The 26,681-nt window shown below is 71.3% G+C and carries 21 protein-coding genes and 3 pseudogenes; 10 read left to right on the forward strand and 14 right to left on the reverse strand.

Annotated features, from left to right (window positions below; translation table 11 throughout):
• The 6 genes and pseudogenes from AC3A46_RS16980 to xylA all read right to left on the reverse strand — a co-directional run.
• A pseudogene (locus tag AC3A46_RS16980) lies at positions 1–538 on the reverse strand (transposase); the annotation flags it as partial.
• Between the two features lie 184 nt (positions 539–722).
• Positions 723–1,811 carry an SAM-dependent methyltransferase gene (locus AC3A46_RS16985; RefSeq protein ID WP_487666258.1) on the reverse strand — a complete coding sequence of 363 codons (1,089 nt, stop codon included), beginning with the start codon at positions 1,809–1,811 and terminating at the stop codon, positions 723–725.
• Between the two features lie 127 nt (positions 1,812–1,938).
• Complete coding sequence (locus tag AC3A46_RS16990) at positions 1,939–3,561, reverse strand: LuxR C-terminal-related transcriptional regulator (protein WP_487666259.1); 1,623 nt, start codon at positions 3,559–3,561, stop codon at positions 1,939–1,941.
• The gene (locus tag AC3A46_RS16995; protein WP_487666260.1) at positions 3,506–3,877 is read right to left on the reverse strand and encodes a hypothetical protein; all 372 of its coding nucleotides are present in this window, start codon (positions 3,875–3,877) and stop codon (positions 3,506–3,508) included. Before AC3A46_RS16995 ends, AC3A46_RS16990 begins: the two co-directional genes overlap by 56 nt.
• A 494-nt stretch (positions 3,878–4,371) precedes the next feature.
• Complete coding sequence (gene xylB / locus AC3A46_RS17000; RefSeq protein ID WP_487666261.1) at positions 4,372–5,676, reverse strand: xylulokinase; 1,305 nt, start codon at positions 5,674–5,676, stop codon at positions 4,372–4,374.
• A gap of 167 nt (positions 5,677–5,843) precedes the next feature.
• Positions 5,844–7,034 (reverse strand): xylose isomerase, encoded by a 1,191-nt coding sequence (gene xylA, locus AC3A46_RS17005; RefSeq protein ID WP_487666262.1) that lies wholly within the window; start codon positions 7,032–7,034, stop codon positions 5,844–5,846.
• A gap of 389 nt (positions 7,035–7,423) precedes the next feature.
• Between xylA and AC3A46_RS17010 the strand changes: the two genes are divergently transcribed.
• Together AC3A46_RS17010 and AC3A46_RS17015 are read left to right on the forward strand one after the other, a co-directional pair.
• Positions 7,424–7,672, forward strand: a complete 249-nt coding sequence (locus tag AC3A46_RS17010) for a hypothetical protein (RefSeq protein WP_487666263.1) — start codon at positions 7,424–7,426, stop codon at positions 7,670–7,672.
• A gap of 84 nt (positions 7,673–7,756) precedes the next feature.
• A complete protein-coding gene (locus AC3A46_RS17015) occupies positions 7,757–8,926 on the forward strand; it encodes an ROK family protein (RefSeq protein ID WP_487666264.1) in 1,170 nt (389 codons plus the stop codon).
• 1 nt (position 8,927) lies between these two features.
• On the opposite strand, the gene AC3A46_RS17020 is transcribed toward AC3A46_RS17015, so the two are convergent.
• The gene (locus AC3A46_RS17020; RefSeq protein WP_487666265.1) at positions 8,928–9,923 is read right to left on the reverse strand and encodes a LacI family DNA-binding transcriptional regulator; all 996 of its coding nucleotides are present in this window, start codon (positions 9,921–9,923) and stop codon (positions 8,928–8,930) included.
• Positions 9,924–10,094: 171 nt separating this feature from the next.
• Between AC3A46_RS17020 and AC3A46_RS17025 the strand changes: the two genes are divergently transcribed.
• Genes AC3A46_RS17025 through AC3A46_RS17040 form a run of 4 tightly spaced genes read left to right on the forward strand, consistent with a single transcriptional unit; the run spans position 10,095 to position 15,591 of the window.
• Positions 10,095–11,378, forward strand: a complete 1,284-nt coding sequence (locus AC3A46_RS17025; protein WP_487666266.1) for an ABC transporter substrate-binding protein — start codon at positions 10,095–10,097, stop codon at positions 11,376–11,378.
• A 12-nt stretch (positions 11,379–11,390) separates the two neighbouring features.
• Positions 11,391–12,416, forward strand: a complete 1,026-nt coding sequence (locus AC3A46_RS17030; protein ID WP_487666267.1) for a carbohydrate ABC transporter permease — start codon at positions 11,391–11,393, stop codon at positions 12,414–12,416.
• Positions 12,413–13,297: a carbohydrate ABC transporter permease gene (locus AC3A46_RS17035; protein WP_487666268.1), complete on the forward strand. Its 885-nt coding sequence runs from the start codon at positions 12,413–12,415 to the stop codon at positions 13,295–13,297. Before AC3A46_RS17030 ends, AC3A46_RS17035 begins: the two co-directional genes overlap by 4 nt.
• Entirely contained in the window at positions 13,294–15,591 is a 2,298-nt protein-coding gene (locus AC3A46_RS17040) for a beta-xylosidase/alpha-l-arabinosidase (RefSeq protein WP_487666269.1), read from the forward strand. Before AC3A46_RS17035 ends, AC3A46_RS17040 begins: the two co-directional genes overlap by 4 nt.
• Positions 15,592–15,784: 193 nt before the next feature.
• Here the strand turns inward: AC3A46_RS17040 and AC3A46_RS17045 are convergent, their stop codons facing one another.
• Genes AC3A46_RS17045 through AC3A46_RS17055 form a run of 3 tightly spaced genes read right to left on the reverse strand, consistent with a single transcriptional unit; the run spans position 15,785 to position 18,791 of the window.
• Positions 15,785–16,864, reverse strand: coding sequence for a Gfo/Idh/MocA family protein (locus AC3A46_RS17045; protein ID WP_487666270.1), 1,080 nt, complete (start codon positions 16,862–16,864; stop codon positions 15,785–15,787).
• Complete coding sequence (locus AC3A46_RS17050; protein ID WP_487666271.1) at positions 16,861–17,553, reverse strand: ThuA domain-containing protein; 693 nt, start codon at positions 17,551–17,553, stop codon at positions 16,861–16,863. Before AC3A46_RS17050 ends, AC3A46_RS17045 begins: the two co-directional genes overlap by 4 nt.
• A complete protein-coding gene (locus AC3A46_RS17055; RefSeq protein WP_487666272.1) occupies positions 17,550–18,791 on the reverse strand; it encodes a Gfo/Idh/MocA family protein in 1,242 nt (413 codons plus the stop codon). Before AC3A46_RS17055 ends, AC3A46_RS17050 begins: the two co-directional genes overlap by 4 nt.
• Before the next feature lie 87 nt (positions 18,792–18,878).
• On the opposite strand from AC3A46_RS17055, the gene AC3A46_RS17060 reads away from it, so the two are divergent.
• The 3 genes and pseudogenes from AC3A46_RS17060 to AC3A46_RS17070 all read left to right on the forward strand — a co-directional run.
• Positions 18,879–19,865, forward strand: coding sequence for a LacI family DNA-binding transcriptional regulator (locus AC3A46_RS17060; protein WP_487666273.1), 987 nt, complete (start codon positions 18,879–18,881; stop codon positions 19,863–19,865).
• Between the two features lie 247 nt (positions 19,866–20,112).
• Complete coding sequence (locus AC3A46_RS17065) at positions 20,113–21,534, forward strand: aspartate aminotransferase family protein (protein WP_487666274.1); 1,422 nt, start codon at positions 20,113–20,115, stop codon at positions 21,532–21,534.
• 39 nt (positions 21,535–21,573) lie between these two features.
• Positions 21,574–21,876 (forward strand): annotated as a pseudogene (locus AC3A46_RS17070) (DUF7882 family protein); the annotation flags it as partial.
• Positions 21,877–22,013: 137 nt separating this feature from the next.
• On the opposite strand, the gene AC3A46_RS17075 reads toward AC3A46_RS17070, so the two are convergent.
• Complete coding sequence (locus AC3A46_RS17075; RefSeq protein ID WP_487666275.1) at positions 22,014–22,340, reverse strand: DUF7882 family protein; 327 nt, start codon at positions 22,338–22,340, stop codon at positions 22,014–22,016.
• A 20-nt stretch (positions 22,341–22,360) separates the two neighbouring features.
• Positions 22,361–22,936 carry a TetR family transcriptional regulator gene (locus tag AC3A46_RS17080; protein ID WP_487666276.1) on the reverse strand — a complete coding sequence of 192 codons (576 nt, stop codon included), beginning with the start codon at positions 22,934–22,936 and terminating at the stop codon, positions 22,361–22,363.
• Between the two features lie 106 nt (positions 22,937–23,042).
• Between AC3A46_RS17080 and AC3A46_RS17085 the strand changes: the two genes are divergently transcribed.
• Positions 23,043–24,068, forward strand: coding sequence for an SDR family NAD(P)-dependent oxidoreductase (locus tag AC3A46_RS17085; RefSeq protein WP_487666277.1), 1,026 nt, complete (start codon positions 23,043–23,045; stop codon positions 24,066–24,068).
• Between the two features lie 58 nt (positions 24,069–24,126).
• Here the strand turns inward: AC3A46_RS17085 and AC3A46_RS17090 are convergent, their stop codons facing one another.
• Positions 24,127–25,686, reverse strand: a complete 1,560-nt coding sequence (locus AC3A46_RS17090) for an SLC13 family permease (RefSeq protein ID WP_487666278.1) — start codon at positions 25,684–25,686, stop codon at positions 24,127–24,129.
• A 184-nt stretch (positions 25,687–25,870) separates the two neighbouring features.
• A pseudogene (locus tag AC3A46_RS17095) lies at positions 25,871–26,681 on the reverse strand (NAD(P)-binding protein); the annotation flags it as partial.

Below are 26,681 nucleotides of genomic sequence, written 5' to 3' on the forward strand. Positions count from 1 at the left end.
CGAGATCGTCGCGCGGGGGCGCGGCGACGGCTCCGGGGAGCGACCCGCCCACGGCGTCGGCGAGCGCGGCCGGGTCGATGTCGCCCGCCTCCAGGGGCTTGACGAGCCGGGCCGTGAGGACGGCGGCCGCGGCCGAGGCATCCATCACCGCCGCATTGATCGTCTTCTCGACGTCGTCGCGCGCGGCCGCGCTCAGGGTGCCCCCTGCCTGTTCGGCGAGCCCCACCGCCTGCTTGGCGAGGGCGCCGACCAGCTGACGCCGCTGGCGGCCGAGGCGCGCCAGCTCGGCGGCGTCGAGGTCGTCCTGTGCTTCGCGGAGGGCTGTCGACAGCTCCACCGCGTCGGCGAGCTGCCCGTCGCCGGCGAGCAGGTTGACCGCCCACGCCGACACGGTGGGCTTGCGCAGCGTCTTGAGCCGCTTCGCGAGCGCCGGCGCCGCGAGCCCGGCACGGGCGTTGCGGGCGGCCGTGAACTCCGCCGGCGGGAGGGCGTACAGCTCCGCGGCGATCGCGTCGAGCTGTTCGTCGGCGTCGGCCATGCGCCCATTGTGTCCCATGGCCCCGACCGTTCTCAGGACCGGCCGCGGCGAGCGCGACCAACGCCGCGTTGCCGCGGTGGCCGAGGCGCGCGGCATCCGGAGCGGTCCTGCAAACGGTTCGGAAGGCCGCGGGATCGCGATCCCGGAAGCCCCGCCGCGAAGAGCTCGCGAGGGGCCGCCCGGGTCAGACGATCTCGTAGAAGCGCCAGAGGCCGAACTCGGGGACCAGCACCCGGATGTCCGACCACCCCGCCGAACGCGCGTAGCCGCGCAGGGTCGAGGGGCGCATCACCGTGCCGGTGCCGGCGCTCGGGGTGTGCGAGCGACCGTCGGGCAGGCAGACGAAGAGGCTGAACCCGTAGAGCAGTCGTTCGACCTCGCTCGCGTTCGCGGCGAAGCGTTCCTCGGTGGCCTCATCCATGATGACGACCATGCCGTCGTGGCTCACCGCACCGCGCGCCGCCGAGAGCACCTCCACGGGATGCGGCATGTCATGCAGGCACTCGAACGCGAAGACGGCGTCGAACGGGCCGTACCCGGCGACGAGCGCCGCGTCGCACAGCAGGAACTCGACGCGGTCGGCGACCCCGGCTTCAGCGGCGTTCTGCCGGGCCGCCTCGACGGAGGCCTCGTCGATGTCGAGGCCGACCACGCGCAGCTGCGGGTACGCCTTCGCCAGGGCGATCGAGGACCAGCCGCCGCCGGAGCCCAGGTCTGCGATGCGGGCATCAGGGCGCCGGAGCACGGCATCGAGCCGGTCGATCCCCGCGAAGAGGCCGGGCAGATCGTCGAACCACGGCCGGTTCATGTCGGCCTGCGCCTCGCGGGCGTGCCGGCCGAGCTGTTCCCAGCTGACGCCGCCGCCGATGCGGTAGGCGTCGAGGAGGGCGTCGATCTGGGTCCCCGAGGCCGCCGCCATGCGAGCGAGCGGTTCGAGGTACGACAGACTCCCCCGGTCGAGCAGCACCTCGGCGACACCCGGCGCGAGGCGGAACCGCCGAGCGGCGGGATCAGCGGCCTCATCGGCGTGCAGGATTCCGGTCGCGGACTGCTGCTCGAGCCACTCGCGCGCGTACCGGGGGTCGGTGCGCGTGCGCTCGGCGAGCTCGTCGGCGGTGAGGCCGTCGGCCTGCGACAGCTCGGCGTACCAGCCGAGCTGCGAGCCGAGGTGGACGGCCATGAGGTCCATCCAGCCGAGCGTGGCATCCAGGATCCGGTCGGCGAAGGCCGCGGTCGCGTTCTTCGCCTCGGACTCGGTGGTCGTCATGGACATCTTGTTCTCCTTCGCGAGTGCTCCGTGTATTGCCTGACCCCGACGCTAGGGAGCGTGAGGGAGCCGCCGCGTCGGCAGAACCGCGCAGATCCGGCTGGTGCGTCTGCACCATTCGATGCAGAGGCCATCACCGGACGCGCTTCCCCGCGTATTCGCGCCACCATGCGGCGGCGGCGGTGCGCGAGCCGACGTCGAGCTTCACGTAGATGTTCGCGAGATGCCGGCTCACGGTCTTCTCGCTGATGAAGAGCTCGTCGGCGATCTGCCTGTTGGCCCTGCCCTGTGCGACGAGCTCGACGATCTCGCGCTCCCTGGCTGTCAGCGGGCCGCCGCCGTCGGCTGCCGCGGATCGCACGATCACCGGTGGCGCGCCGAGGCGCCCGAAGATCGCGCCCGCCTGCTCCCGCAGCTGCGCGGCCAGCGCCGGCTCCCCGCGGAGCTCATGGGCGGTGGCGAGCCAGCAGAGCACGTTCGCCTGCTCCCAGGGCTGGCCCAAGCGCCGGAAGAGATCGAGGGCGGCGTGCAGCCGGCCGACCGCGCCCGCGGCATCGCCCGCCTGGATCAGGATCATCCCGCGCCCGTGAGCCGCCCACGCGTGGAACCCGTCGCTGCCGAAGGCGCGCGCGTCGCCCTCGAGCTCGTCGAGCAGGTGCTCGGCCTCCCGGGGCCGCCCGTCCGCGAGGGCGATCTCGATCCCCGGGCGCAGCAGCCGCGCGCGGCCCATGCGGTCGCGCTGCTCGAGCGCGGCGGCGATCATCGCCGCGGCCCGCTCGGTGTCGCCCTCCGCGAGCACCAGCAGCGCCTCTCCGGGGACCGGGTCGATGCCCGCCTCACTCGCACGGCGGTAGGCCTCGCGTGCTCCGGCGGCGTCCCCCCGGAGCCGCCGGATCTCGCCGAGCTGGTTCCATCCCTCACCGGCGATCCAGGGATGATCGGATCCGAGGTCCTCGCACGCGCGCTCGAGCGCCGCTTCCGCAGCATCCCATTCCCCGCTCGCGGACTGGAGCTCGAGTCGGTGCACGCGGCAGACGCCGGCGTAGAGGACGTGCGCGCCGCGTGCGGCGCACCAGGCCTCGGTCGCGCGGGTCCAGTCGGCCATGCGGCGGAAATCGGCGAGCTCGTGGCACACGTGGATGGTGGTGCACAGCACGTCGCCCGCCCATTCCGGCTCGAGTTCGTCCGACACGACGCAGAGCATCGCCTCGTCGAGCTGCGCGAATCCCTCGGCCGTGCGCCCCGCCCGGATCGCGTGCATCCCGGCCACGACCGCGCTCAACGCGGACACCGCGGGCTGGCGCAGCGCGTCGGCCAGCTCGCGCATGCGCGACACGCTCTCGGCCGGCCACAGCGCGCCGGTGCCGTCGAGGTCCATGCTCACCGTGAGATACACCTCGTACGCGTGCCCACGGCCGTCAGGAAGACCGGCGAGGATCCGCCGCGCGCGCCGCACCCACGCGGTGCCGACCGTGATCTCGGCGCGGATCAGGCGTACGAGCGCGACGACGAGCGCCGCTTCGGCCGCGCCCATCGCGTCGCCCTCGTCGGAGAGCACACGGAAGGCCGACTCGAGGCGCCCGAGACAGGCGTCCTGTCGCCCGAGCCACCACTCGCACGACGCGAGCGCGCGCAGGTCGGCACCGGTGGCCGCGGCGTCGCGGCGGGCCCCCTCGAACGCCTCCCGCGCCGCCTCCCAGTCACCGGACCGGTATGCCGCCCGCGCCTGTTCGAGCACGGCGACCGTGTCCGCCATGCCCGAATGCTACCGCCGTCATCGCGCCGTGTCCGGTCGTCGCCGCGCGACTCCGATGCGCGTGCACGGACACCCCGTGCAGCACGAGCATGGTCAACATCGTCGGGAGGGAGACGCCGTGCAGGATCCACCCCGGCCCGCACAGCAGACTCAGCACGTAGACGGTGTAGACCGCATTGCCGACGTTGCCCATCAGGAGCGCGCTGAGGCTGTACGAGCGCAGGTCGCCGGAGCGCACGGCCTTCACCACCATCGGCAGGTTGGCCGCGGCGAACAGCACGGTCGAGACCGCACCGGCGAGCGTCGCAGCATCCATACAGGGAAGATACGGATGCCGCCCCCGGCGATACATCGGCAGTTCTCCCCATTCCCGCCGGGCGCACCTGCACGATTCAGCCCGCGCGGGTCCGGTCCTGCCGGGACGCCTTCTCTGCCCGTTGCCCCGGGAGCCGCGAGGTCCGGGAATCGCAGAGTCTCAGGCCCGCGAATCTGCGAAGCCCGGACTTCGCGGAGAATCTCGGGCCCGGAACCCGCGAGGTCCGGGAATCGCAGAGTCTCAGGCCCACGAATCTGCGAAGTCCGGACTTCGCGGAGAATCTCGGGCCCGGTAGCCGCGAGGTCCGGGAATCGCAGAGTCTCAGGCCCGCGAATCTGCGAAGTCCGGACTTCGCGGAGAATCTCGCCTGATCCGCAAAGACTCCCCGCGAGCCGGAGTCCGGGATTCCCATCGCCGTGGGCCGCCGAACCTGCGAAGTCCGGACATGGACGGGGCGTGGGAGAGCCCGGACGCGCCCGCGAGAGCGGGAGAGCTCAGGAGGGGAGGACGGATGCTGCCTGCCGCGCGGCGCCGAGAGCCACGTACTCTCCGGGCTCGGGCACCTCGACCGGCAGGCCCAGCACGAGGGGCGCGATCGCGCGCACCGCCGTGGACTGCGCGCCACCGCCGACGAGCAGCGCGCGCTCGAGCGGCACGCCGAGTGCACGGAGGGCTTCGAGCCCGGCGGCGAGCCCCGAGAGCATCCCCTCGACCGCGGCCCGCGCGAGGTTCTCGCGCGTCGTCGAGGCCAGCGTCATGCCGGTGAGCGAGGCGGTGGCGTCGGGGAGGTTCGGGGTGCGCTCGCCTTCGAAGTAGGGCACCAGCGTCAGGCCCGCTGCGCCCGGCTGGGCGGACAGAGCCAGCCGCGACAGCTCGGCGTGGTCGACGCCGAGCACGCGCCCGATCGCGTCGAGCACGCGCGCCGCGTTGAGCGTCGCGACGAGCGGCAGGAACCGGCCCGTGCAGTCGGCGAAGCCCGCGACCGTGCCGGAGGGGTCGATCGTGCGCTCCTCGCTCACCGCGAACACGGTTCCGCTGGTGCCGATCGACACGACCACGTCTCCGGGACCGGCGCCGAGCCCGAGGGCGGCGCCCGCGTTGTCGCCGGCGCCGCCGCCGACACGGCGGCCCGCGGCATCCGTCACCCATTCGGCGGGTCCGAGTACGCGCGGCAGCGCGGCGTCGTGGCCGAGGGCGGCGATGAGCAGCTCGTGGTCGTACCCGCCGGTGGCGGGGTTCCAGTAGCCCGTGCCCGAGGCGTCGGAGCGGTCGGTGACGAGTTCGCCGAGCTCGGCGCCGCGCGGCGACCCGCCCTCCGGTCCGAACCCGCGCAGCCGCCAGGTCAGCCAGTCGTGCGGCAGGGCGACGGCGGCCACACGTGCCGCGTTCTCGGGCTCGTGGTCGCGCAGCCAGCGGAGCTTCGTGATCGTGAAGGATGCCACGGGCACGAGGCCCGTGCGCCGCGCGAGCTCGTCGGCGCCGAACTGCGCCGTGAGGTCGGCCGCGGCCTGTGCCGAGCGGGTGTCGTTCCACAGCAGCGCGTCGCGGACGACCCGGCCCTCGGCGTCGAGCGCCACCATGCCGTGCTGCTGCCCGCCGATCGCCCAGGCCTGGACGTCGTCGATCCCTCCGGCATCGGCGATCGCCTCCTGCAGCGCGCTCCACCACGCCTCGGGGTCGACCGAGGTGCCGTCCGGGTGCGACGCGCGCCCCTGCCTGACGACCGCCTGGGTCGCAGCATCCACGATCACGACCTTGCAGGACTGCGTCGACGAATCGACCCCCATGACGAGGCTCATGTGCGCTCCTTCACGCTGTTCGATCGCGCTCCGACGGCGCCGACCCCAGATCGTGAGGTGACAGATGAGGGACGAGACCCTGGGCTTCACCCAGGGTCTCGTCCCGCGACTGTCTTCTCACGATCGAGACGGGCAGATCGGGAAGTCGCGGTCGGTGTGGGATGACGTCAGCCGCGGGCGCCGAGCAGGTGCTCGGTCGCGAGCTGCTGCAGGCGGACGAAGCCGAAGCCCTTGCCCCCGAGGTACGCGTCGGCGTCGAAGTCCTCGTAGGCCGAGCGGTCGGCGAGGAAGTCGTCGTACGTCTCGCCGGGGTTGAGCGTCGGAACCGACAGCTCGTCGACCTTCGCGGCCGCGAGCGCCTCCTGCACCTCGGGGTCGGCGCGGAAGGCCGCGGCGCGCTCCTTGAGCAGCAGGTAGGTGCGCATGTTCGCGGCGGCCGAGTCCCAGACGCCGGTCTCGTCCTCGGTGCGGGAGGGCTTGTAGTCGAAGTGGCGCGGGCCGTCGTACGCGGGCACGCCGCCGGGGCCGCCGTTCTCGAGCAGGTCGACGAGCGCGAACGCGTTGTGCAGGTCGCCGTGGCCGAACACGAGGTCCTGGTCGTACTTGATGCCGCGCTGGCCGTTGAGGTCGATGTGGAAGAGCTTGCCGTGGAACAGCGCCTGCGCGATGCCGGCGGCGAAGTTCAGGCCCGCCATCTGCTCGTGGCCGACCTCGGGGTTGAGGCCGACGAGCTCGGGGCGCTCGAGCGAGTCGATGAACGCGATCGCGTGCCCGAGCGTGGGCAGCAGGATGTCGCCGCGGGGCTCGTTCGGCTTGGGCTCGATGGCGAAGCGGATGTCGTAGCCCTTGTCGGTCACGTAGTCGCCGAGGAGGTTGACGGCCTCGCGGTAGCGCTCGAGCGCGGCGCGGATGTCCTTGGCGGAGTCGTACTCGGCGCCCTCGCGGCCGCCCCACATGACGAACGTCTTGGCGCCGAGCTCGGCACCGAGGTCGAGCTGGCGGAACACCTTGCGCAGCGCGAAGCGGCGGACGTCCCGGTCGTTCGACGTGAAGCCGCCGTCCTTGAAGACGGGGGCCGAGAACAGGTTCGTGGTGACCATCGGGACGATCAGGCCGGTGTCGGCGAGCGCGCCCTTGAGGCGGTCGATCTGCGTCTGGCGCTGGGCATCCGTCGATCCGAAGGCGAACAGGTCGTCGTCGTGGAAGGTGAGTCCGTACGCGCCGAGCTCGGCGAGCTTCTCGACGGCGTGGACGACGTCGAGGTGATTGCGGGTCGGTCCGCCGAAGGGGTCGGTGCCGTTGTAGCCGATGGTCCAGAGACCGAACGAGAACTTGTCGGCGCGGGTGGGGGTGGGCATGACGCTCCTTCGCGATAAATGTTGCTGCCGACAACCTATACCAGAATGGATGCTGCGTCCACCACGCTCCGACCTTCTCGGGCGGTTGTTCAGCCGAGCGTCGCCGGCAGGGGTGGGATGTCCGGTTGTGACAGGAAGTTCACCGGGCATTAACACGGCCCCCGGCGAACCGGGAGGACAATGATCTCGGGAACGCGATCCGGTTCGCGTCGACGCCGATGTCAGTCCCCGGTCGGCCTTTCCCACCTGCGTCACACCCCTGAGCGGACACTGCACGCCAGGCGGAGGACGGGGCGCGACGAGAGGAGTCTCCTATGGTGCTCGAGAGGCCGTCCTCACCCGCGAGGCGCAGTGCGCTGCGATCGCGCGTCATCCCATCACTGAAGGAGATGCCGCCGCGACACCCCGAGCCACCGGCGCCCGAGGACTCCCCCGTCCGGTGGGAGCGCATCGACATCGATCGTTACGAGGTCCGCACCCGTGGAGCGACCGCAGGCTTCATCGACGTCGTGGGAGCCGTTTTCGTCGTCCTCGCCGGCCCTCGCTACGACCGGGCTGTCGAAGTGCTCCAGACCCTCGACTTCGCCGTGGCGGTCGACACGATCTCACCGGCCGGCGCCCAGCGGCCATCAGCCTGATCTCCCGGGCGTGGGACGCCGGCGGTTTGACGCCCCCCGCAACAAACCCCGGGACGCCGCCCCGCCTCCCTCTACAGTGAGACGGTGAGCGATCCAACGGCCGCCGAGGGCGTGCGTCAGCGCAACCTGGCCCGGCTGCTGCGCCTGGTGCACCTCGAAGGACCGCTCTCCCGCGCGCGACTGACCGAGGCCACGGGGCTCAATCGATCGACGATCGCGGACCTCGTGGCCGAGCTGGCGCGCGAAGGGCTGGTCGTGGAACGCGCGCCCGATCCATCCCGGCGGGTGGGGCGCCCCTCCCCGGTGGTCGCCGCCGACGCACGTGTGATGGCGATCGCCGCGAACCCCGAGGTCGACGCGCTCACGATCGCCGCCGTCGGCCTGGACCGCGGCATCCCGGTCCGCGATCGCATCGAACTCGACCGCCTGCTGTCTCCGGAAGAGACGGCACGGCTCATCGCGGAGCGCGTCGAGACGTGGCGCGCCGGCGAACTCGCACACGCACGCATCGTCGGCGTCGGCCTCGCCGTGCCGGGGCTCGTGCGGGCGGCGGACGGGCTCGTCCGCAACGCGCCCCACCTGCGCTGGGTGGACGCGCCGGTTCGTGACCTCGTCGCCGAGGCCACCGGCCTGCCGACCGTCGTCGGCAACGATGCGACGCTGGGGGCGATCGCCGAGCACCTCTACGGCGCCGCGGCCGGGTTCGATGACGTCGTGTACCTCAACGGCGGCGCGAGCGGCATCGGCGGCGGCCTCATCGTGCACGGCAAGCCGCTCCTCGGCGCGGGCGGCTACACCGGCGAGTTCGGGCAGAATCGCCCCGGCATCGCGTCGGCCACCGACCGTCGCGCCGGCGACGGCGTGCTCGAGGACGAGGTCAGCCGAGCCCGGCTGCTCGCCGCCGTCGGACTTCACGCGGCGGACGAGCCGACGCTCGCTGCGGCTGTGTCGGCGGCGGGCCCGACCGCGGCCGAGGAGGTCGCGCGACAGCGCCGCATCCTCTCGACGGCGCTCGCCAACGCCGTCAACGCGCTGAACCCCTCTGTGGTCGTGCTCGGCGGCTTCCTCGCGACGATCGCCGCGGTCGATGTGCCGGGACTCGGGACCATGGTCCAGGAGCAGACGATGTCGGCGACCAGCGAGCATCTCCTCATACGTGTCGCATCACTGGCCGAGGATCGCCTCCTCATCGGAGCCGCCGAGGCCGCCTTCGCCGAGCTGCTCCGGGATCCTGGCGGCGCAGCTCGGAGCTGATTCACGCCGGCGGGGCAGTGGTGTCCCGGGGCACGAGACGCGTCGGCAGCTTGACATGCGTGACGGCGGGCGTGTTCCCCTCCATCAGCTCCAGGAGCATGCCGACGGCCTCGGCGCCGAGCACCTGCATGGGCTGGCGCACCGTCGACAGCGCGGGCGTGGACTTGGATGCCTCGGGGACGTCGTCGAAGCCGATCACCGAGAGGTCGCGGGGGACGTCGATGCCGAGCTCGGACGCCACCCTGACGATCTCCAGACCCGAGATGTCGTTGGCGGCGAAGACAGCGGTCGGCCGGTCGGATCGGCGGAGCATCTCGAGTACGGCCACGCGGACGGCGCCCTGCTGGTAGCTCCCCGAGCCGACCAACGCCGGATCGAGGGGGATGCCCGCGTCCGCGAGTGCGCGCCGATAGCCGGCGTCGCGGGCGATCGACGAGCGCAAGTCTGGACGACCCGCGATGAAGCCGATGCGCGAGTGGCCGAGCTCGATGAGGTAGCGCGTCGCCTGCAGCGCACCTCCGAAACTGTCGCATTCGACGGTCGGCAGATCGGCGGGACCCGTATGCGGGTCGATGGCGACGACCGGCACCTCAGCGCCGACGTTCACGACGGTCGGGGTGACGATGATGGCGCCGTCGATGAGTGTGCCGCTGAGGCGTGACAGCGACCGTCGCTCCCATCCCTCCGCGGCACCATGTGACCCTGAGTAGGCGAGCAGGTCGTACCGGGATTCGCGCAGCGCCTCGCCGACGCCCTTCAGGACCTCGGCGCTGAAGGGCTCGAAGTCCGCGACCAGCACGCCGATCACACCCGTCTTGCGCGATCGCATGCTGCTGGCGATGAGGCTCGACTCGTACCCGAGCTCGGCCACGACGGCGAGGACCTTGTCGACGGTCTCGCTGGCCACTCCATAGCGCCCGTTCACCGCCTTCGAGACGGTGGCGACCGAGACGCCGGCGGCGGCGGCGACGTCGGTGATCGTGGGACGGCGGGTCATGTCTCGAAATCATAACGGCCTTGAAACCGTTATTGAAAACGTTTGACAGTCATTTGTTGTCAAAACAGACTTTTCTCGCCTGGTCTGCACGCCGGGCGGTACGCGACCGGATCGCGTCGACCACCAGCACCTCGCCGCAGAGGTGCTCCTCGAAGAAGAGACGGGAATCACATGATGCGCAAGAGGATCCTCGCGGGTTCCGCGGCACTCATCGTCGGCGCGCTCGCGCTCGCCGGCTGCGCCGGCGGCGGCGGCAGCAGCGACGGCGACGTGGAGATGACGCTGTGGCAGAACTCGACGACAGGCCCGGGGCAGCAGTTCTGGAAGGACGCCATCGCCGCGTTCGAGAAGGAGAACCCCGGCGTCACGATCAAGATGCAGTCGATCCAGAACGAGGACATGGACGGCAAGCTGCAGACCTCGCTCAACGCGGGCGACCCTCCGGACATCTTCCTGCAGCGCGGCGGCGGCAAGATGGCCGCGATGGTCCAGGCGGGTCAGCTGATGGACCTGACGGGGAAGATCGAGGGCGAGGCGAAGGAGAACATCTCCGAGGGCTCGTTCAAGGCCGAGACCTACCAGGACAAGGTGTGGGCGATGCCTCTCTCGGTGCTGCCGGGCGGCATCTTCTACAGCCAGGACCTGTACACCGCTGCCGGCGTCACCGAGACCCCGACGACCATCGACGAGCTCGTCGCCGCGAACGACAAGCTGAAGGCGACCGGCGTGGCGCCGCTCGCCCTCGGCGCGAAGGACGCCTGGCCGGCGGCGCACTGGTTCTACTGGTTCGCGCTGCGCGAGTGCGCCCCGAAGACGGTCGAGGAGACCGGCGACTCGAAGGACTTCAGCGACCCGTGCTGGCTGAAGGCCGCCGAGGACCTCGCCGATTTCGCCGCCACGGAGCCGTTCAACGACGGCTTCCTCACCACCTCCGCCCAGCAGGGCGCCGGCAGCTCGGCCGGCCTCGTCGCGAACCACCAGGCCGGTGGCGAGCTGATGGGCGCGTGGGACCCGGGTGTGATCGCCTCGCTGACGCCGGACGAGAAGCCGCTTGCGGACCTGGCATGGTATCCCTTCCCCGAGGTGCCCGGCGGCAAGGGCGAGCCCGGCTCGATGATGGGTGGCGTCGACGGCTACTCGTGCTCCGCGAAGGCACCCAAGGAGTGCGTCGACTTCCTCAACTTCGTCGCGTCCGACGACCAGCAGACCGCGTACTACAAGGCGTTCAACTCGCCGCCCGTGAACCAGGCCGCACAGGCCGAGGTCACCGAGCCCTACTTGCAGCAGATCCTCGAGGCCTACAACGCGGCCCCGTTCGTCTCGCAGTGGCTCGACACGGTGCTCGGGCAGAACGTCGGCAACGCACTCAACGTGGCGGTCGTCGACATGCTCGCCGGACAGAGCACGCCCGACGAGATGATCGCTGCGGCCAACTCGGCCGGCGCGAAGGGATAAGGAACACCCCGCATGCACAAGAGCGCGACACCGAGTACGGACGATCGCCCGGAGACGGATCGCGCGGAGCGCACCGGGGGCGGTGGCGACACGCCGCCGCCCCCGGCATCGCCGCGCCGCCGACGCCGCGGGATCGGATGGTCGGGCCGCCTGGAGATCGCCGTGCTGGTCGGACCCGCACTGATCTTCTTCGTCGGCTTCGTGATCTTCCCCGTGATCATGGCGGCGTACTACGGCTTCTTCGACTGGCACGGCTACGGCCCGCCGACCGACTTCATCGGCCTCAAGAACTACGTCACGATCCTCACCGACCCCGACTTCCAAGAGGCGCTGGGTCACAACGGCTTCATCGTCGTGATGTCGCTCATCCTGCAGGGACCGGTGGCACTGCTGCTGGCGCTCCTGCTCAACCGCAAGATGCGCGGGCAGTCGATCATCCGGGTGCTCATCTTCGTCCCGTACGTGATCGCGGAGGTCGTCGTCGGCACCGGCTTCAGTCTCATGCTCGCCACCAACGGTGCGCTCAACGGTCTGCTGGAGAATCTCGGCCTCGACCAGTTGACCCGTGACTGGCTCGCCGACCCCGGCATCGCGATCTGGACGCTCATGGCGATTCTCACGTGGAAGTATGTCGGCTTCGCCGTCATCCTCTTCCTCGCCGGTCTGCAGGGCATCCCCGAGGAGCTTTACGAGGCGGCCGCCATCGACGGCGCGAGCTACTGGCAGATCCAGCGGCGCATCACGATCCCGCTGCTCGGCCCGACGCTGCGCATCTGGGCGTTCCTGTCGATCATCGGCGCACTCCAGCTGTTCGACCTCGTCTACATCATCTGGGGCCAGTACGTGGCACCCGTCGCCGGCACCTCGACGATGGCGACGTACATGGTCGCCAACGGCCGCAACGCCGGCAACTTCGGCTACGGCAATGCCGTCGCCGTCGTCATCTTCGTCATCTCCCTCGTCGTCGCGCTCGTCTACCAGCGCTTCGTCCTGCGCCGCGACACCGCGGGAGCACTCACCGAAAGGAACGACGGATGACCGCCGTCTCCGTCGCGACCGACGCTGTCGCGACCACGCCACCGCACGCCCCGCGGCGTCAGCGCATGCGGGCCGGCACCCCCGCCGTCTACTTCGTCGCACTCGTCGTGGTCGCGCTGATGCTCGGGCCGGTGATCTACATCATCCTCGGCGGCTTCCGCTCGAACTCGCAGATCACGACGAACCCGGCGGGCCTGCCCGACCCGTGGGTGTTCACGAACTACCTCGACGTGCTCACCGAGAGCACGTTCTGGACGCTGGTGCTCAACTCGACCATCGTCGCCGTGGTCACCACGGGCGGAGTCATCGTGCTGGGCCTCATGGCCAGCTACGTCCTCGCCCGCTATCACTTCCGCGGGCGCGGCGCCCTCTACGCGCTCTTCGCCGCCGGGCTCATGTTCCCCATCACCGTCGCGATCACGCCGCTGTACATCGTGGTACGCGACATGGGTCTCATCAACACACTGGCCGGCGTCATCCTCCCGCAAATCGCCTTCGCCTTGCCGACGACGATCATCATCCTGGTGCCGTTCCTGCGGGCCATCCCCGACGAGATCCAGGAGGCGGCCTTCATCGACGGCTGCAGCCGCCTCGGCTTCTTCTGGCGCATGGTGGTCCCCCTCGCCGTGCCCGGGGTCATCACCGTGGGGATCCTCGCGTTCATCGCGAGCTGGAACAGCTACCTGCTCCCGCTCTACCTCCTCAACGACAACGCGAACTTCACGCTCCCCCTCGGCGTGCAGGCGTTCTCTTCGCAGTACTCCGTCGACACCGCGAAAGTGCTGGCGTTCACCTCGCTGTCGATGATCCCCGCACTGGCGTTCTTCAGCCTCTTCGAGCGGCGGATCGTCGGCGGCCTGACGGGAGCGGTCAAGGGATGAGCGACAACGGACTGCGCTCCGTCTCGGAGCGCGTGCTCGCGCTGCACGCACAGATGACCCTCGACGAGAAGCTCGCCCAGCTCGTCGGGTACTGGGTCGACCAGGGAGACGAGGTCGTCGCGCCGATGGCCGGAGAGATGGTGACCTCGACGCGCTACGAAGACGCCACCGCGAACGGCATCGGGCACCTCACCCGCGTGTACGGCACGCGGCCGGTGGACCCGGTCGCCCGCGCCGGGTGGCTCTGGGCCGAGCAGCGGCGACTTCGCGCGCAGACCCGCCTCGGGATCCCTGCCATCGTCCACGAGGAGTGCCTCACGGGACTCGCCGCGTGGAAGGCGGCCACCTTCCCGACGCCGCTGGCCTGGGGCGCTGCCTTCGACCCCGAGCTCACCGAGCAGCTCGGCGCGGCGATCGGCCGCTCCATGGCGGAGCTCGGAATACACCAGGGCCTCGCGCCGGTGCTCGACGTGATCATGGACCCGCGATGGGGTCGTGTCGACGAATGCATCTCGGAGGACCCGTACGTCGTCGGCACGATCGGCACCGCGTACGTCAAGGGACTGCAATCGGCCGGGGTGCACGCCACCCTGAAGCACTTCGCGGGCTATTCCGCATCGCAGGCCGGCCGCAACCACGCGCCCGTGCACATGGGGCGCCGCCGGCTGCAGGACGTCGTGCTCCCGCCGTTCGAGATGGCGGTCCGCGACGGCGGGGTGCGGTCGGTGATGAACTCCTACGCCGAGATCGACGGTGTTCCCGTCGCCTCGAACCCCGAACTGCTCACCGCGCTCCTGCGCGACGAGTGGGGGTTCGACGGCACCGTCGTGGCCGACTACTTCTCGGTCGCATTCCTCCACGCGCTGCACGGGATCGCAGCCGATCTCGGCGAGGCGGCGCTGCTGGCGCTGCGCGCGGGGATCGACGTCGAGCTGCCCACGGGCGACGCGTTCGTCGCGCCGCTGCGGGCGCTCCTCGGCTCGAGCGCTCAGGGACGCGCCGATGTGGACCGGGCGGTGCTCCGCGTGCTCTCGCAGAAGGAGGAGCTCGGCCTCCTCGACGAGGACTTCTCGTCGCCGCCGACACGGGTGGAGCTCGACGGCCCGGAGCTTCGCGACCTCGCTCGCAGGACGGCCGAGGAGTCGGTGGTCCTCCTCGGCAACGACGGCGTGCTCCCACTGTCGGCGCCGCGCAGAATCGCGCTGATCGGCCCCAACGCCGACGCCGCGGAGTCGCTCATGGGCTGCTACTCGTTCGCCAATCACGTGCTGGCGCACCACCCCGGCACGCCCCTGGGCTTCGAGATCCCGACCGTCGCGGAGTCGCTGCGCGCGGAGTTGCGGGATGCGGACATCGTGCTCGAACGTGGCTGCGACGTCGAAGGCGACGACGAGCGCGGCATCGCCGCCGCCGCCCGCTCGGCGGCGGAGGCCGAGGTCGCGATTGTCGTCGTGGGCGACCGCGCCGGTCTGTTCGGACGCGGCACCGTCGGCGAGGGCAACGACGTGGATGATCTGGAGCTTCCCGGTGTGCAGCGCCGGCTCGTCGAGGCCGTGGTCGCCACGGGGACCCCGACCGTCGTGGTGATCGTCTCGGGACGCCCGTACGCGGTCGGCTGGATGCTCGACGGCAGCACCGCTGCCGCGGCGGTGCTGCAGGCATTCTTCCCGGGAGAGGAAGGCGGACCCGCGATCGCGCGGATCATCTCGGGCGCTGCCGAGCCGTCCGGCCGCCTGCCTGTCTCGCTGCCCCGGTCCGCGGGCGCCCAGCCGTACTCGTACCTGCACCCGAGGCTCGGGGGCCCGACCGACATCACGAGCGCCGACAACACGCCGGCGAGGCCGTTCGGCTTCGGGCTGACGTACACCTCGTTCGCCCGAGAGGATCTCACCGCTTCGGATGCCGCCACCGACGGCACGATCACCGCGCAGGTGCGGCTGTCGAACGTGGGCGATCGCGCAGGCACCGATGTCGTGCAGCTCTACGCCCGGGACGTCGTCGGCTCGGTCACCCGCCCCGTCGCGCAGCTGCTCGCGTACCAGCGGGTCTCCCTGGCGCCCGGGGAGTCGGCGACCGTCACGTTCTCCGTGCCGACCTCGCGGCTGGCGTTCACCGGACGAGAAGGCCACCGGATCGTGGAGCCCGGCGCCATCGATCTGTGGGTGGGAGGCTCGTGCGCCGAACGCGACACCGAGACCCGGATCGACCTCGTCGGACACGTGCACGCGACCACCGCTGACGAGCCTCGAGTGGCGACGGCCACGGTCTCGGCCCTGGTCCCCGACCCCCGTTGAAAGAAAGGCCCCGAGTGCGTGCAGCACTCGGGCACTTCGTCTGGGTTGACGTCCGCAATCCGCCCCCGCTCGACAGGTCAACCGGCCCTCCACAGGACGAAAGCTCGCACTTCGCTCCTGCAGAACCCCGGTTGACCTGTTGAAGCACGCAGGGAGGAGGACGGATGCCGCGACCCGCCGCGCAGGTTCGGCCTCAGAGGCTCCGCCACGCCTCGGCGGGTGTCAACGGCACGAGCGCAGGACGCTCGACCGTCGTCGTCAGCGGCTCGCGCACGCCCGAGGCCGCGGAGGCGGCGAGCGCCGTCATGATCTCGAGCACGTGGAGGGCCATCGCCCCGCTCGCACGGCCCTCGCCCGCGACGAGGTCCAGCAGCCCGATCCCGCGTCCGCAGTCGACGTACCCGGCGGAGGGCTGGAGCGTCTCCCACGACCCGCCGCGCGCATGCAGCTGCACGTCGCCGGCGAAGTTGTTCGGGTCGGGCACGATGAGCGACCCGTCGACGCCGTGCACCTCGATGGGCGCCGCCGTGGAGCGGACGCCGTCGAAGCTCATCGTGACGGTCGAGATCGCACCCGCCGCGTGGTGCAGGATGCCGGTGAGGTGCGTGTCCACCTCGACCGGCACGCTCTCGCCCGCGCGCGGGCCCGAGCCGATCACGCGCACGTCGCGCGACCGCGATCCGGCGCCCGACACCGCGGTCACGGGCCCGAGCAGCTGAACGAGCGACGTCACGTAGTACGGCCCCATGTCCAGGAGCGGCCCGCCGCCCTCGCGGTAGTAGAAGTCGGGCTGCGGATGCCACGACTCGTGGCCGGCAGAGACCCACATCGCCGACGCCGACACGGGCCGCCCGATGCGCCCGCCGTCGATCGCGGCCCGCGCGGTCTGCACGCCGGTGCCGAGCACCGTGTCGGGCGCGCCGCCGACGCGGACGCCCGCGGCGGACGCGGCATCCATCATCCGCGCAGCGTCCGCGAAGGTCGCCGCGAGCGGCTTCTCGCCGTAGACGTCCTTGCCGTGCGCGATGGCGGCGAGCGCGACCTCGGCGTGCGCGGCCGGGATCGTGAGGTTGAGGACCGTGCGGATGCCGGGATCCGCGAGCAGCTCGGCGGTCGTGAGCGCCCGGCAGCCCGGGATCGCCTCGGCGGCCGCCTCGGCACGCGGGAAGTCGAGGTCGGCGACGGCCGCGATGCGCGCACTCGACGCCGGGAGCAGGGTGTCCAGGTACTGGCGGGAGATGACGCCGAGCCCGACGATCCCGATGTCGGTCACCGCGCGGCCCACAGCAGCCCCCGTTCGATGATCGTGCGGACGTTCGCGTCCTGCAGCACGTCGGGAGAGTGACCGGGCGTGGCCACGAACACGCGACCCTGGCCCCAGTCCCGCGTCCAGACCGCCGGCGAGACGATGGGGCGGTGCCACGGGTGATACGGCTGCACGGGGTGCGTCGTCGTCGCCAGCACATCGATGAGGTCGTCGTGCAGCACCCAGTACTGCTCGGTGGTGAGCGTGAAGTCGTCGATGCCGGCCATGATGTCGTGCGCGCGACCGAGGTCGGTGATCTCGACCGTGTAGTCGAGGTAGTTGTCGGTCTGGTCGCCGTGCACCTCGTCGGGGTGCTTGGAGGGGTGCGTCGCGAACTGGCCGCCGACGAGCTGCAGGTAGTCCGAGCTCGCGCGGAACGAGTCGGCGATGCCGCCGTGCCATCCGGCGAGGCCGGTGCCTGCGGCGACGGCGTCGCGAAGGCCCCGGATCGCCTCGTGCGACGCCTGCGACATGGTCACGGACTGCAGCACGAGATCGGTGGCCGCCATGCGGTCGGCGTCGGCGTAGACCTCGGGGTCGTCTTCGACGGTGACGTCGAACCCGCTGTCGCGCAGGAACGGCAGGAAGAGGTCGGTCGCCTCGACCGGACGGTGGCCGTCCCATCCGCCGCGGACGACGAGGGCGGTGCGGGTCATGCGGGGGTCCCTTCTTCATCCCGCTCGTTGAGCGAGCTTGCGAGTCGAAACGCGGTCGGTGCCACCGGCGTGAGGATGCTGTCGTGCGCGGCGCTCTGCTCGACGGCGGCGAGCACGCGCTGCACCTGGGCGGCGTCGGCGAAGCTCGGCGACACCGCGATCTCGCCGGCGACCGCGCGCACGAAGTCGACGGCCTGGTGCGCGAACAGGTGCTCGTAGCCGAGCCCGTGCCCGGCGGGCCACCATGCTCCGGCATACGGATGCTGCGCCTCAGTCACCTGCACGCGCCGGAAGCCCTGCGCGGCATCGGCCGCGGCGTCGTACACCTCGAGCTCGTTCATGCGCTCGAAGTCGAAGGCGATCGCGCCGCGGTCGCCGTTGATCTCGATGCGGTTGGCGTTGCGCCGGCCTGTCGCCATCCGCGTCGCCTCGAAGACGCCGAGCGCGCCGCCGTCGAAGCGCGCCGTGAACGCCGCGGCGTCGTCGACGGTCACCGGCAGCCGGTCGGACGTGTCGGCGGCGACGCCGCCGAGCCCCTCCACCGCCGAGCGCCGGGGCCGGGATGTGACGAACGTGCGCATGGTGGCCGACACCGCCTCGATGTGCTGACCGGCGAGCCACTGCGCGGTGTCGATGCTGTGCGCGCCGATGTCGCCGAGGGCGCCGGAGCCCGCGCGGTCGCGGTCGAGCCGCCACGTGTGGGGCGAGTCCGGGTCGCTCAGCCAGTCCTGCAGGTACTGCGCGCGCACGTGCCGGATCTCGCCGATGCGCCCCTCCTCGATGAGCCGGCGGGCGAGCGCGAGCGCCGGCGTGCGGCGGTAGCTGAAGCCGCACATCGCGACGGCGCCGTGCTGAACGGATGCGGCAGCCGCGGCATCCGTCATCTCCTGCGCTTCGGCGACCGAGTTCGCGAGGGGCTTCTCGCACAGCACGTGCTTGCCGGCGGCGAGCGCCGCGAGCGCGATCTCGGAGTGGGTGTCGCCGGGGGTGCAGATGTCGATCGCGTCGATGTCGTCGCGCTCGATGGCTTCGCGCCAGTCGATGCCGTGTTCGGGCCACTCCCAGCGCGCGGCGGCCTCGGCCGTGGCGTCGGGGCGATGCCCGACGAGCAGCACCCGCTGCGGCGCAAGCGGGAGGTCGAAGAAGTGCGGCGCGGTGCGCCAGGCCTGCGTGTGCATGCGGCCCATGAAGCCGGTGCCGATCAGCGCGATCCGCAGCGGAGATGTCGTCGTCGTCATCGTGGTGGCCCTTTCCGGAACCGACGATGCCATCGGCTCTGGCCTCGGTCGAGGATCTTGCGCAAAACTGATCGAGTGCCAGCCCGAATGACCCTCGTCGATGTCGCGACCGAAGCCGGAGTGAGCGTCGGCACCGCGTCGAGGGCGCTGTCGGGCCGCGGCGACCTGGCTCCTGCGACGCGGCGCCGCGTGCTGGCCGCGGCGCGTGCGCTGGGTTACAGCCGCGATCCGTCGGCCGGTGGGCGCCCCGCCGGCACGGCCCGCCTCGTCGACCTCGTGCTCGGCTCGTACCACAACGCCTACTCCGACGAGGTGACCGCCGGCGCGCGCAGCGCCGCCGCCGCCGCGGGCTACGACCTCGTGCTCACCGAGGAGCGCGACACGCCCGACGACGACTGGCCCATGCGCATCCGCCGGCGCGGCTCGGCCGGCGTGGTGCTCGGGCTCATCTCGCCGACCGCGTCGCAATTGGCCGTGATCACGGATGCGGAGATCCCGGTCGTGCTGATGGATCCGCAGGCCGAGAGCTCCCGAGGGCTCACCAGCGTGCACACGACCGACCGCGACGGCGCGTTCGGGGCGGCGACCCACCTCGCGGAGCGCGGCGCGACGCGGTTCGCGATCGTGCTCGGATCGCCGCCGTACCGCTACGGCCGGGCGCGGAACGCGGGCTTTCGCGAAGGGCTGCGCCTGGCCGCCCCCGGTGCCGACCTCACCGCCGTGCAGGCGGATTGGGGCGGAGCGGCCGCGCGCGAGGCGGCGCTCCCCCTGCTGCGCGGCCTGCGCGCCGGCGAACGGCTCGGGGTCTTCGCGTGCACCGATGAGATGGCGGCCGGTGTGTACGCCGCAGCTGCGGCGACCGGGCGCCGCATCCCCGACGACGTGCTCGTCGTGGGCTTCGACGATCTGCGCGGCGCGCGGTGGCTGACTCCGCCCCTGACGACCGTGCGGCAGCCGATCCGAGAGATGGCCGCGGCCGCCGTGACGGCCCTCACCGATGCCGCGGCCGGCAATCCCCTCTCCCCGACGCCGATCGTGCTGCCCACCCGGCTGATCGAGCGCGGCTCCACCTGAGCGAGCACAGCGTCGGATCCGCACCTGCGGAGACGACCCCCGACACGCTGGCGGCGGCCGCCGCTTCGCGGCGCGTCGCCCTGCGGTCCGCAGGAGCGGATCCGATTCTGTGCGCGGAAGGGATGGATGCCGCGGGCCCGAGCGTCCGGACGGACCGGCGAGTGCGGCATCCGAACCGGACGAAACGTCGCATGTCGGCGCGCGAGGCACGCGAGTAGCGTGGGAGCAGTCCGACGGAAGGCCCCACATGTCGATCACGACCGAGTCCCAGGCCCGCACCAATCGCTCCGCGAGGAGTGAAGCCGAGCTGCAGCAGATGGCCAAAGACCACCTGTGGATGCATTTCGCCCGCCAGTCGGTGATGACCGACGGACCGGGGGTGCCCATCATCGTCAAGGGCGAGGGCCACCACATCTGGGACTCGCAGGGCAAGCAGTACATCGACGGGCTCGCCGGACTGTTCGTCGTCGCCGCGGGCCACGGCCGCAAGCGCCTCGCCGAGGTCGCCGCGAAGCAGGCCGAGCAGCTCGCCTTCTTCCCGATCTGGTCGTACGCGCACCCCGCCGCGATCGAGCTCGCGGACCGCCTCGCCGACTACGCGCCCGGCGACCTCAACAAGGTGTTCTTCTCCACCGGCGGCGGCGAGGCCGTCGAGACCGCCTTCAAGCTCGCGAAGTACTACTGGAAGATCCAGGGCCAGCCCACCAAGCACAAGGTGATCTCACGCTCGGTGGCCTACCACGGCACACCCCAGGGTGCGCTGGCGATCACCGGCATCCCCGCCATGAAGTCGATGTTCGAGCCGGTGACCCCGGGCGGCTTCCGCGTGCCGAACACCAACTTCTACCGCGCCGACGACATGGGTGCGCCGTCCGGCAGCCTCGAGGAGTTCGGCGTCTGGGCCGCGGACCGCATCGAGGAGATGATCCTCTTCGAAGGTCCCGACACCGTCGCCGCCGTCTTCCTCGAGCCCGTGCAGAACTCGGGCGGCTGCTTCCCGCCGCCTCCCGGATACTTCCAGCGCGTGCGCCAGATCTGCGACAAGTACGACGTGCTGCTCGTGTCGGACGAGGTCATCTGCGCCTTCGGCCGCATCGGGCACATGTTCGCGTGCGATGCGTACGGCTACGTCCCCGACATGATCACGTGCGCGAAGGCGATGACCAGCGGCTACTCGCCGATCGGGGCCACCATCGTGAGCGACAAGATCTACGAGCCCTTCGCCCACGGCGACCGCGCGTTCTACCACGGCTACACCTTCGGCGGTCACCCGGTCTCGGCCGCCGTCGCGCTCGAGAATCTCGACATCTTCGAGGAGGAGGGTCTCAACGAGCACGTGCGCGAGAACTCCCCGCTGTTCCGCTCGACCCTCGAGAAGCTCTCCGACCTCCCGATCGTCGGCGATGTGCGCGGCGACGGGTACTTCTTCGGCATCGAGCTGGTGAAGGACAAGGCGACCAAGGAGACCTTCGACGACGACGAGTCCGAGCGGCTGCTGCGCGGCTTCCTGTCGAAGGCGCTGTTCGACGCCGGCCTCTACTGCCGCGCCGACGACCGCGGCGACCCCGTCATCCAGCTCGCCCCGCCCCTCACGATCGGGCCGAAGGAGTTCGACGAGATCGAGCAGATCCTGCGCAGCGTCCTCACGGAGGCGTGGACGCGACTCTGACCCGCGTCCGCGGCGCTCTGCGCGCGTTATTGTTGGCGCGTGGGCACGATCTACTACGGCGGCGGCGGGATGCCGATCCATATCGAAGACCGCGCACTCGCGCACCTGAAGGTCGTGATCGCGACCAAGCTGCGACGCGACGAGAGCTTCACGGTCTCGTGGAAGCATCCGGACGACCAGCCGCGCGGGCGCAGCACCATCTGGCTGCATCCGTCGATTCCGCTGCGGTTCGTGTTCGACGATCCCGAGCCCACCGAGCTCAGCCGGGACTGGATCGAGGAGCTCGCGAACTCCGCCAGCTCGACCGGCGGCATCATGCTCGTCGCCGAGCACTTCGACACCGGTCCCGTCCCGGTGCTGGGGGCGGAAGGTGACTCTCAGGACGTGACGCTCGGCAACGTCGACGTCGACCATCTCGATGTCGAGCGCCTCACCGTCGGCGGCACGGAAGTGACGCCGGGCGACGACGAAGACTGAGCTCAGCCCTCCGTCGGCGGTGGGGGTGCATCCTCCTGCTCGGGCTCCGGCAGGATCGTGAGGCCGTTGGGCCCGCTCGCCGCGAGCATCAGCTTCTCGATCCAGGTGCGGTTGATGCGCGGCTGACGGCTGCCGAAGAAGTGGAACTGGATCGGCACCGAAGGGTGGATCCAGAAGCTCCGCCGGCCGCTGCCGTCGCCGATCTCGACGTCGAACATGAACGGCTCGGACCGCCGCAGCTTGTTCATCATCACGATGCGCAGATGCGCCAGCGTGCGGTCGTCGATGTCGACCGAGTTGGCGTTGGTGTCGTAGATGAACCGGCCCATGGCAGGAGCCTATTACCGGATCAGCGCGGCGCGAACGCCGCCGCGAACAGCGCACGCGCGCGGCGCGCGACCGCAGGGCGCTGTGCCGGGTCGGCGCGGGCGAGCTCGGTCGCCAGCATCCCGGTCGCGAGGGTCACGTCCTCGGTGTCGATATGGGATCCGACGCGTCCGGCGGCCCGGTCACGCGCGACCAGACGTTCCACGAGCGCCTGGAACCGCGCACCCAGCGACGCGACGCGGCGATCGGAGAGATCCGCGGTGATGAGCTCGATGAACGCCGTCGACACGACCGCCTGATCGACCACGCGATCGAGCAGGTCGTCGATCGTCCGGTCGGGCGGCACGGTGTACTCCTCGAGATCGCGCACGTTGTCTTCGAAGACGGCGACGGCGAGGGCGGTGCGGTCGGGGAAATGACGGTAAAGGCTTCCTTGCCCGACACCGGCGCGCTTGGCGACGGCGCTGAAGGGGGCTTGAAGGCCCCCTTCGGCATAGACCTCGCGGGCAGCCGCGATCAACGCCTTGCGGTTGTCGGCTGCTGCGGCGGGGCCTCGGTTCTGGCGAGGGAGCGCACGGGGGGATGCGGTGCTCGGCACGGGTGTAGCCTAGTACCGGACATAGTTGTCCGGTAGGAGCCGCCCCGAAGGATCCTCATCCCCCGGACCCGCAGCCCCGCTGAACTGCATGAAGAAGGGACAGAGAATGAGCACCACCACCGCCCCCCTGACGGGAGCATCCACCATCCAGACCTGGCTCGACGACCCCGCGGGCGGCGCCGCGCTGCGCGGTCTGCTCGCCCAGGGCGGCCAGACCGCGGAGGCTCTCGCCCCTATCGCGGGCCTGCCGATCAGCAACCTCGTCGCGATGAGCGGCGGCGCCTTCCCGCAGGCCGCCCTCGATGCACTCGTCGCCCAGGTCAACCCCGACGGCGTTCCCGCCGAGACCGCCGCCGAGACCCCGAAAGCCGAGTGGGCCGAGAAGGTCACCGCAGGCCGCTTCACCGGCCAGACCGTCATCGTCACCGGCGCCGGCTCCGGCATCGGCCGTGCCACCGCATCGCGCGTCGCGCGCGAGGGCGGTCGCGTGATCGCCGTCGACGTCAGCCAGGACCGCCTCGACGAGTTCGTCGCCGCTCACGCCGGCGCCGAGGTCGTCGCTCTGACGGCCGACATCACCGACGACGAGGGCGTGGCCCGCATCATCGAGGCGGCCGGCGATCGGATCGACGCCCTCGCGAACATCGCCGGGATCATGGACGACATGACCCCGGTCGGCGACGTCACCGACGCGGTCTGGGATCGCGTCTTCCGCGTGAACGTCACCGGCACGATGAAGCTCATGCGCGCCGTCATCCCCGCCATGCTCGCGCAGGGCGGCGGCTCGATCGTGAACACCTCGTCCGAGGCATCCCTTCGCGGTTCGGCCGCCGGCGCCGCCTACACCGCGTCGAAGCACGCGGTCGTGGGGCTCACCAAGTCGAGCGCGTTCATGTACGGCCCGAGCGGCATCCGCGTGAACGCCGTCGCGCCGGGCGCGGTGATCACCAACATCGAGGCGAAGTTCAACTCGCCGCTCGGCGCCGACCGCGTGCGTGCCGGCATGGCCGTCATGACGCCGCCGGTGGCCGCCGACCGCCTCGCCGCGTCGATCACGTTCCTGCTGAGCGATGACGGCGTCAACGTGAACGGCCAGAACCTCGCGAGCGACGGCGGCTGGTCGGCCGCCTGACCCGCCCGCGACGCCCCGGCCGACCCGAACCCCGGGTCCGCCGGGGCGTCGCACTGCCTCAGAACGGCCAGACGAGCGGCACGTACCAGACCGCCACCACGAGGAAGAACAGGGCCAGCGGCAGGCCGAGCTTCCAGTAGTCGCCGAAGCGGTAGCCGGCGGGCTCCATCACCATGAGGTTCGCGGGCGTCGCGATCGGGGTCAGGAACGCGGCCGCACCCGCGACGGTCAGCGCCATCATGAAGGGCTGCACCGAGAGGTCGAGCGACTGCGCGACCGAGATCGCGATGGGCGCGACGATGAGCACGGTCGCGGTGTTGCTGATGAGCTGCCCCAACACCACCGTCAGCCCGCACAGCGCGAGCAGGGCAACGTGCGGCCCGGCGTCGCCGAGGAACGACAGCATCCCGTCCGCCACGAGGTCCGCGGTTCCGGTGCTGATGAACGCCGTCGACAGCGGGATCATGCCGGCGATGAGCACGACGGTGGTCCACGAGACCGAGTGGTAGGCCTGCGTCACGGTGACCGTGCGGGTGAGCACCAGAGCGCACGCGGCCAGCAGCGCCGCCACCGCGGGCGGAACCAGCCCCGTCGCGAGCAGCAGGATCATCGCCAGCAGGATGCCGATCGCGCGCTTCGCACCCTTGCCGAGCGGGACCGACCGGCGCAGCTGCGCGGGGTCATCGACGACGAGCACACCCGGATCGCTCGTGCGCCGCGTCAGGTCGTCCCACGCGCCCTGCAGCAGCAGCGCGTCACCGGCCTGCACGACGAACTCGGTGCCCTTGAGCTGCTCGTCGCCTCGACGGGCCGCGAGCACGACGAGGTCGCCGTCGGGCGTGGTCATGCCGGCGCACACGTGCTTGCCGATCAGCGGCGACCGGGGCGCCACGACCACCTCGGTGACGCCGGTCTCGGGGCCGAGCAGCACGCCGGTGTCGAGGGTGAGCGAGTACTGCTGACGCAGCAGGCGCGCGTGCCGCACGAGGTCCAGCGGCATGAGCGCGCCCTTGCGCTCCGGCACGAGAGCGCCGCCGACGAGGAGGATCGCGACCGTGCCGAGGAGCACGGGAACGCCGACCAGCGCGAACTCGAAGAACCCGAACTCGCGACCTCCCGCCGACGCGGCGAACTCCGACACGATGATGTTGACGGGCGTGCCGGTGAGCAGCATGAGCGACCCCGCGGATGCCGCGAACGCGAGCGGCATGAGGAGCTTCGACGAGGCGATGCCCGCGCGAGCGGCGACGACCACCACGAGCGGCAGCAGTGCGGCGACCGCACCGTTGATGCTGATCAGGGCGGTGAGCCCGGCCACGAGCAGCGCGATCACGACCAGCAGGGTCGTCCGCTTCGTCCCGGCGCGGCCGATGACCTTCTGCCCCGCCCACGCGGTGACGCCCGTGGCGTCGAGCGACTCGCTCACCACGAACAGCGCCGCGATGAACAGCACCGTCGGGTCGCCGAACCCCGCGAGCGCCTGCGGCAGCGTCAGCACGCCGGTGAAGAAGAGCGCCAGCGCGACGCCGATCGCGACGATCCCGATGGGCACGCGGTTGCTCACGAACGCGATCACCGCGAGCGCCAGGATCACGAGCGTTGCGGTGACGGGGTCCACCCGCCCAGCGTAGCCACCGCCTTTCCGGCGGTTCGGGGGTGGGCCTCTGGGCCCGCGTCCAAGGCGGCTTCGACAGGTCAACCGGGCCTCGACAGGGGCGTCTGGGAGGGAGGGCTCCTGCGGAACCCCGGTTGACCTGTCGAACGGGAGGGGACGGATGCTGCGGCCGGCGGCCGCGCGGACCTCAGCCGCGGAGGGTCGCCAGCCCCGCGACGTCGTACGCGAGCTCGACGGCCTCGAAGATCGCGGCGTCGATCGTGCGGGGCGCGAACGCGTCGCCGATCACGACGACGCGGGGACCGGAGGACGCGGCCGTGGTGTCCGTCGCGAGGCCCGGGATCCCGACCGACGTACGAGGCTCGATCGCGACCACGGCCTCGACGCCCCGGATCGCGGCCGCGACCCCGGTCAGCGTGTCGCGCACCCCGACGACGCCCGCCTCGAGGCGGTCCACGCGGTGCGCGACGCTCCGGCGGAAGCCCCCGTGCGTGCCGAGGCGCTCGAGCAGCAGCGGCCGGTCGTACCCGGCGCCGATGTGCGGGAACAGGGTCTCGAAGGGTGTGATCAGCTCGAGCTCGTCGACGCGTTCGAGCAGCGTCAGCACGATGCCGGCGGCGTACGCCGTGCCGTCGGCATCCACCACCGCGATCCGCCGTCCGAGCGGCGCCCCCGACACGGCGGCGAATGCGTCGATCGTGCCCTCGGCGGGGAATCCATCGGTGTAGGCCCCGCCGAGCGCGAGCGAGGTCGTCGCCGGCGCGACGGCACCGGTGGCGTCGACGACGCCGTCGACGATCCCGAGCCCGCGCACCGTCTCGGCCGTCGCCTCGACGCCGAGCCGCACGTCGACGCCGTCGGCGCCGAGGTCGCGCTCGAGGTCGTCGACCAGCAGGCCCACGCTCTCCCGTCCCGGAACCCGCCGGGCCAGGCGCAGCTGTCCGCCGAGCTCGTGCGCCCGCTCCAGCAGCGTGACAGCGTGCCCGTCGGCCGCGAGC

It is taken from the genome of Microbacterium sp. Soil_C_42 (assembly GCF_057656735.1).

Bases quoted from the DNA above. Each gene is read 5' to 3' on its own strand.
- AC3A46_RS17035 (WP_487666268.1), top strand. From the start codon at position 12,413: ATGACCGCCGTCTCCGTCGCGACCGACGCTGTCGCGACCACGCCACCG.
- AC3A46_RS17065 (WP_487666274.1), top strand. From the start codon at position 20,113: ATGTCGATCACGACCGAGTCCCAGGCCCGCACCAATCGCTCCGCGAGG.
- AC3A46_RS17025 (WP_487666266.1), top strand. From the start codon at position 10,095: ATGATGCGCAAGAGGATCCTCGCGGGTTCCGCGGCACTCATCGTCGGC.
- AC3A46_RS17075 (WP_487666275.1), bottom strand. From the start codon at position 22,340: ATGGGCCGGTTCATCTACGACACCAACGCCAACTCGGTCGACATCGAC.
- AC3A46_RS17020 (WP_487666265.1), bottom strand. From the start codon at position 9,923: ATGACCCGCCGTCCCACGATCACCGACGTCGCCGCCGCCGCCGGCGTC.
- AC3A46_RS17030 (WP_487666267.1), top strand. From the start codon at position 11,391: ATGCACAAGAGCGCGACACCGAGTACGGACGATCGCCCGGAGACGGAT.
- AC3A46_RS17055 (WP_487666272.1), bottom strand. From the start codon at position 18,791: ATGACGACGACGACATCTCCGCTGCGGATCGCGCTGATCGGCACCGGC.
- AC3A46_RS17060 (WP_487666273.1), top strand. From the start codon at position 18,879: ATGACCCTCGTCGATGTCGCGACCGAAGCCGGAGTGAGCGTCGGCACC.
- AC3A46_RS16995 (WP_487666260.1), bottom strand. From the start codon at position 3,877: ATGGATGCTGCGACGCTCGCCGGTGCGGTCTCGACCGTGCTGTTCGCC.
- AC3A46_RS17010 (WP_487666263.1), top strand. From the start codon at position 7,424: ATGCCGCCGCGACACCCCGAGCCACCGGCGCCCGAGGACTCCCCCGTC.
- xylB (WP_487666261.1), bottom strand. From the start codon at position 5,676: ATGAGCCTCGTCATGGGGGTCGATTCGTCGACGCAGTCCTGCAAGGTC.
- AC3A46_RS17050 (WP_487666271.1), bottom strand. From the start codon at position 17,553: ATGACCCGCACCGCCCTCGTCGTCCGCGGCGGATGGGACGGCCACCGT.
- AC3A46_RS16990 (WP_487666259.1), bottom strand. From the start codon at position 3,561: ATGGCGGACACGGTCGCCGTGCTCGAACAGGCGCGGGCGGCATACCGG.
- AC3A46_RS17085 (WP_487666277.1), top strand. From the start codon at position 23,043: ATGAGCACCACCACCGCCCCCCTGACGGGAGCATCCACCATCCAGACC.
- xylA (WP_487666262.1), bottom strand. From the start codon at position 7,034: ATGCCCACCCCCACCCGCGCCGACAAGTTCTCGTTCGGTCTCTGGACC.
- AC3A46_RS16985 (WP_487666258.1), bottom strand. From the start codon at position 1,811: ATGTCCATGACGACCACCGAGTCCGAGGCGAAGAACGCGACCGCGGCC.
- AC3A46_RS17040 (WP_487666269.1), top strand. From the start codon at position 13,294: ATGAGCGACAACGGACTGCGCTCCGTCTCGGAGCGCGTGCTCGCGCTG.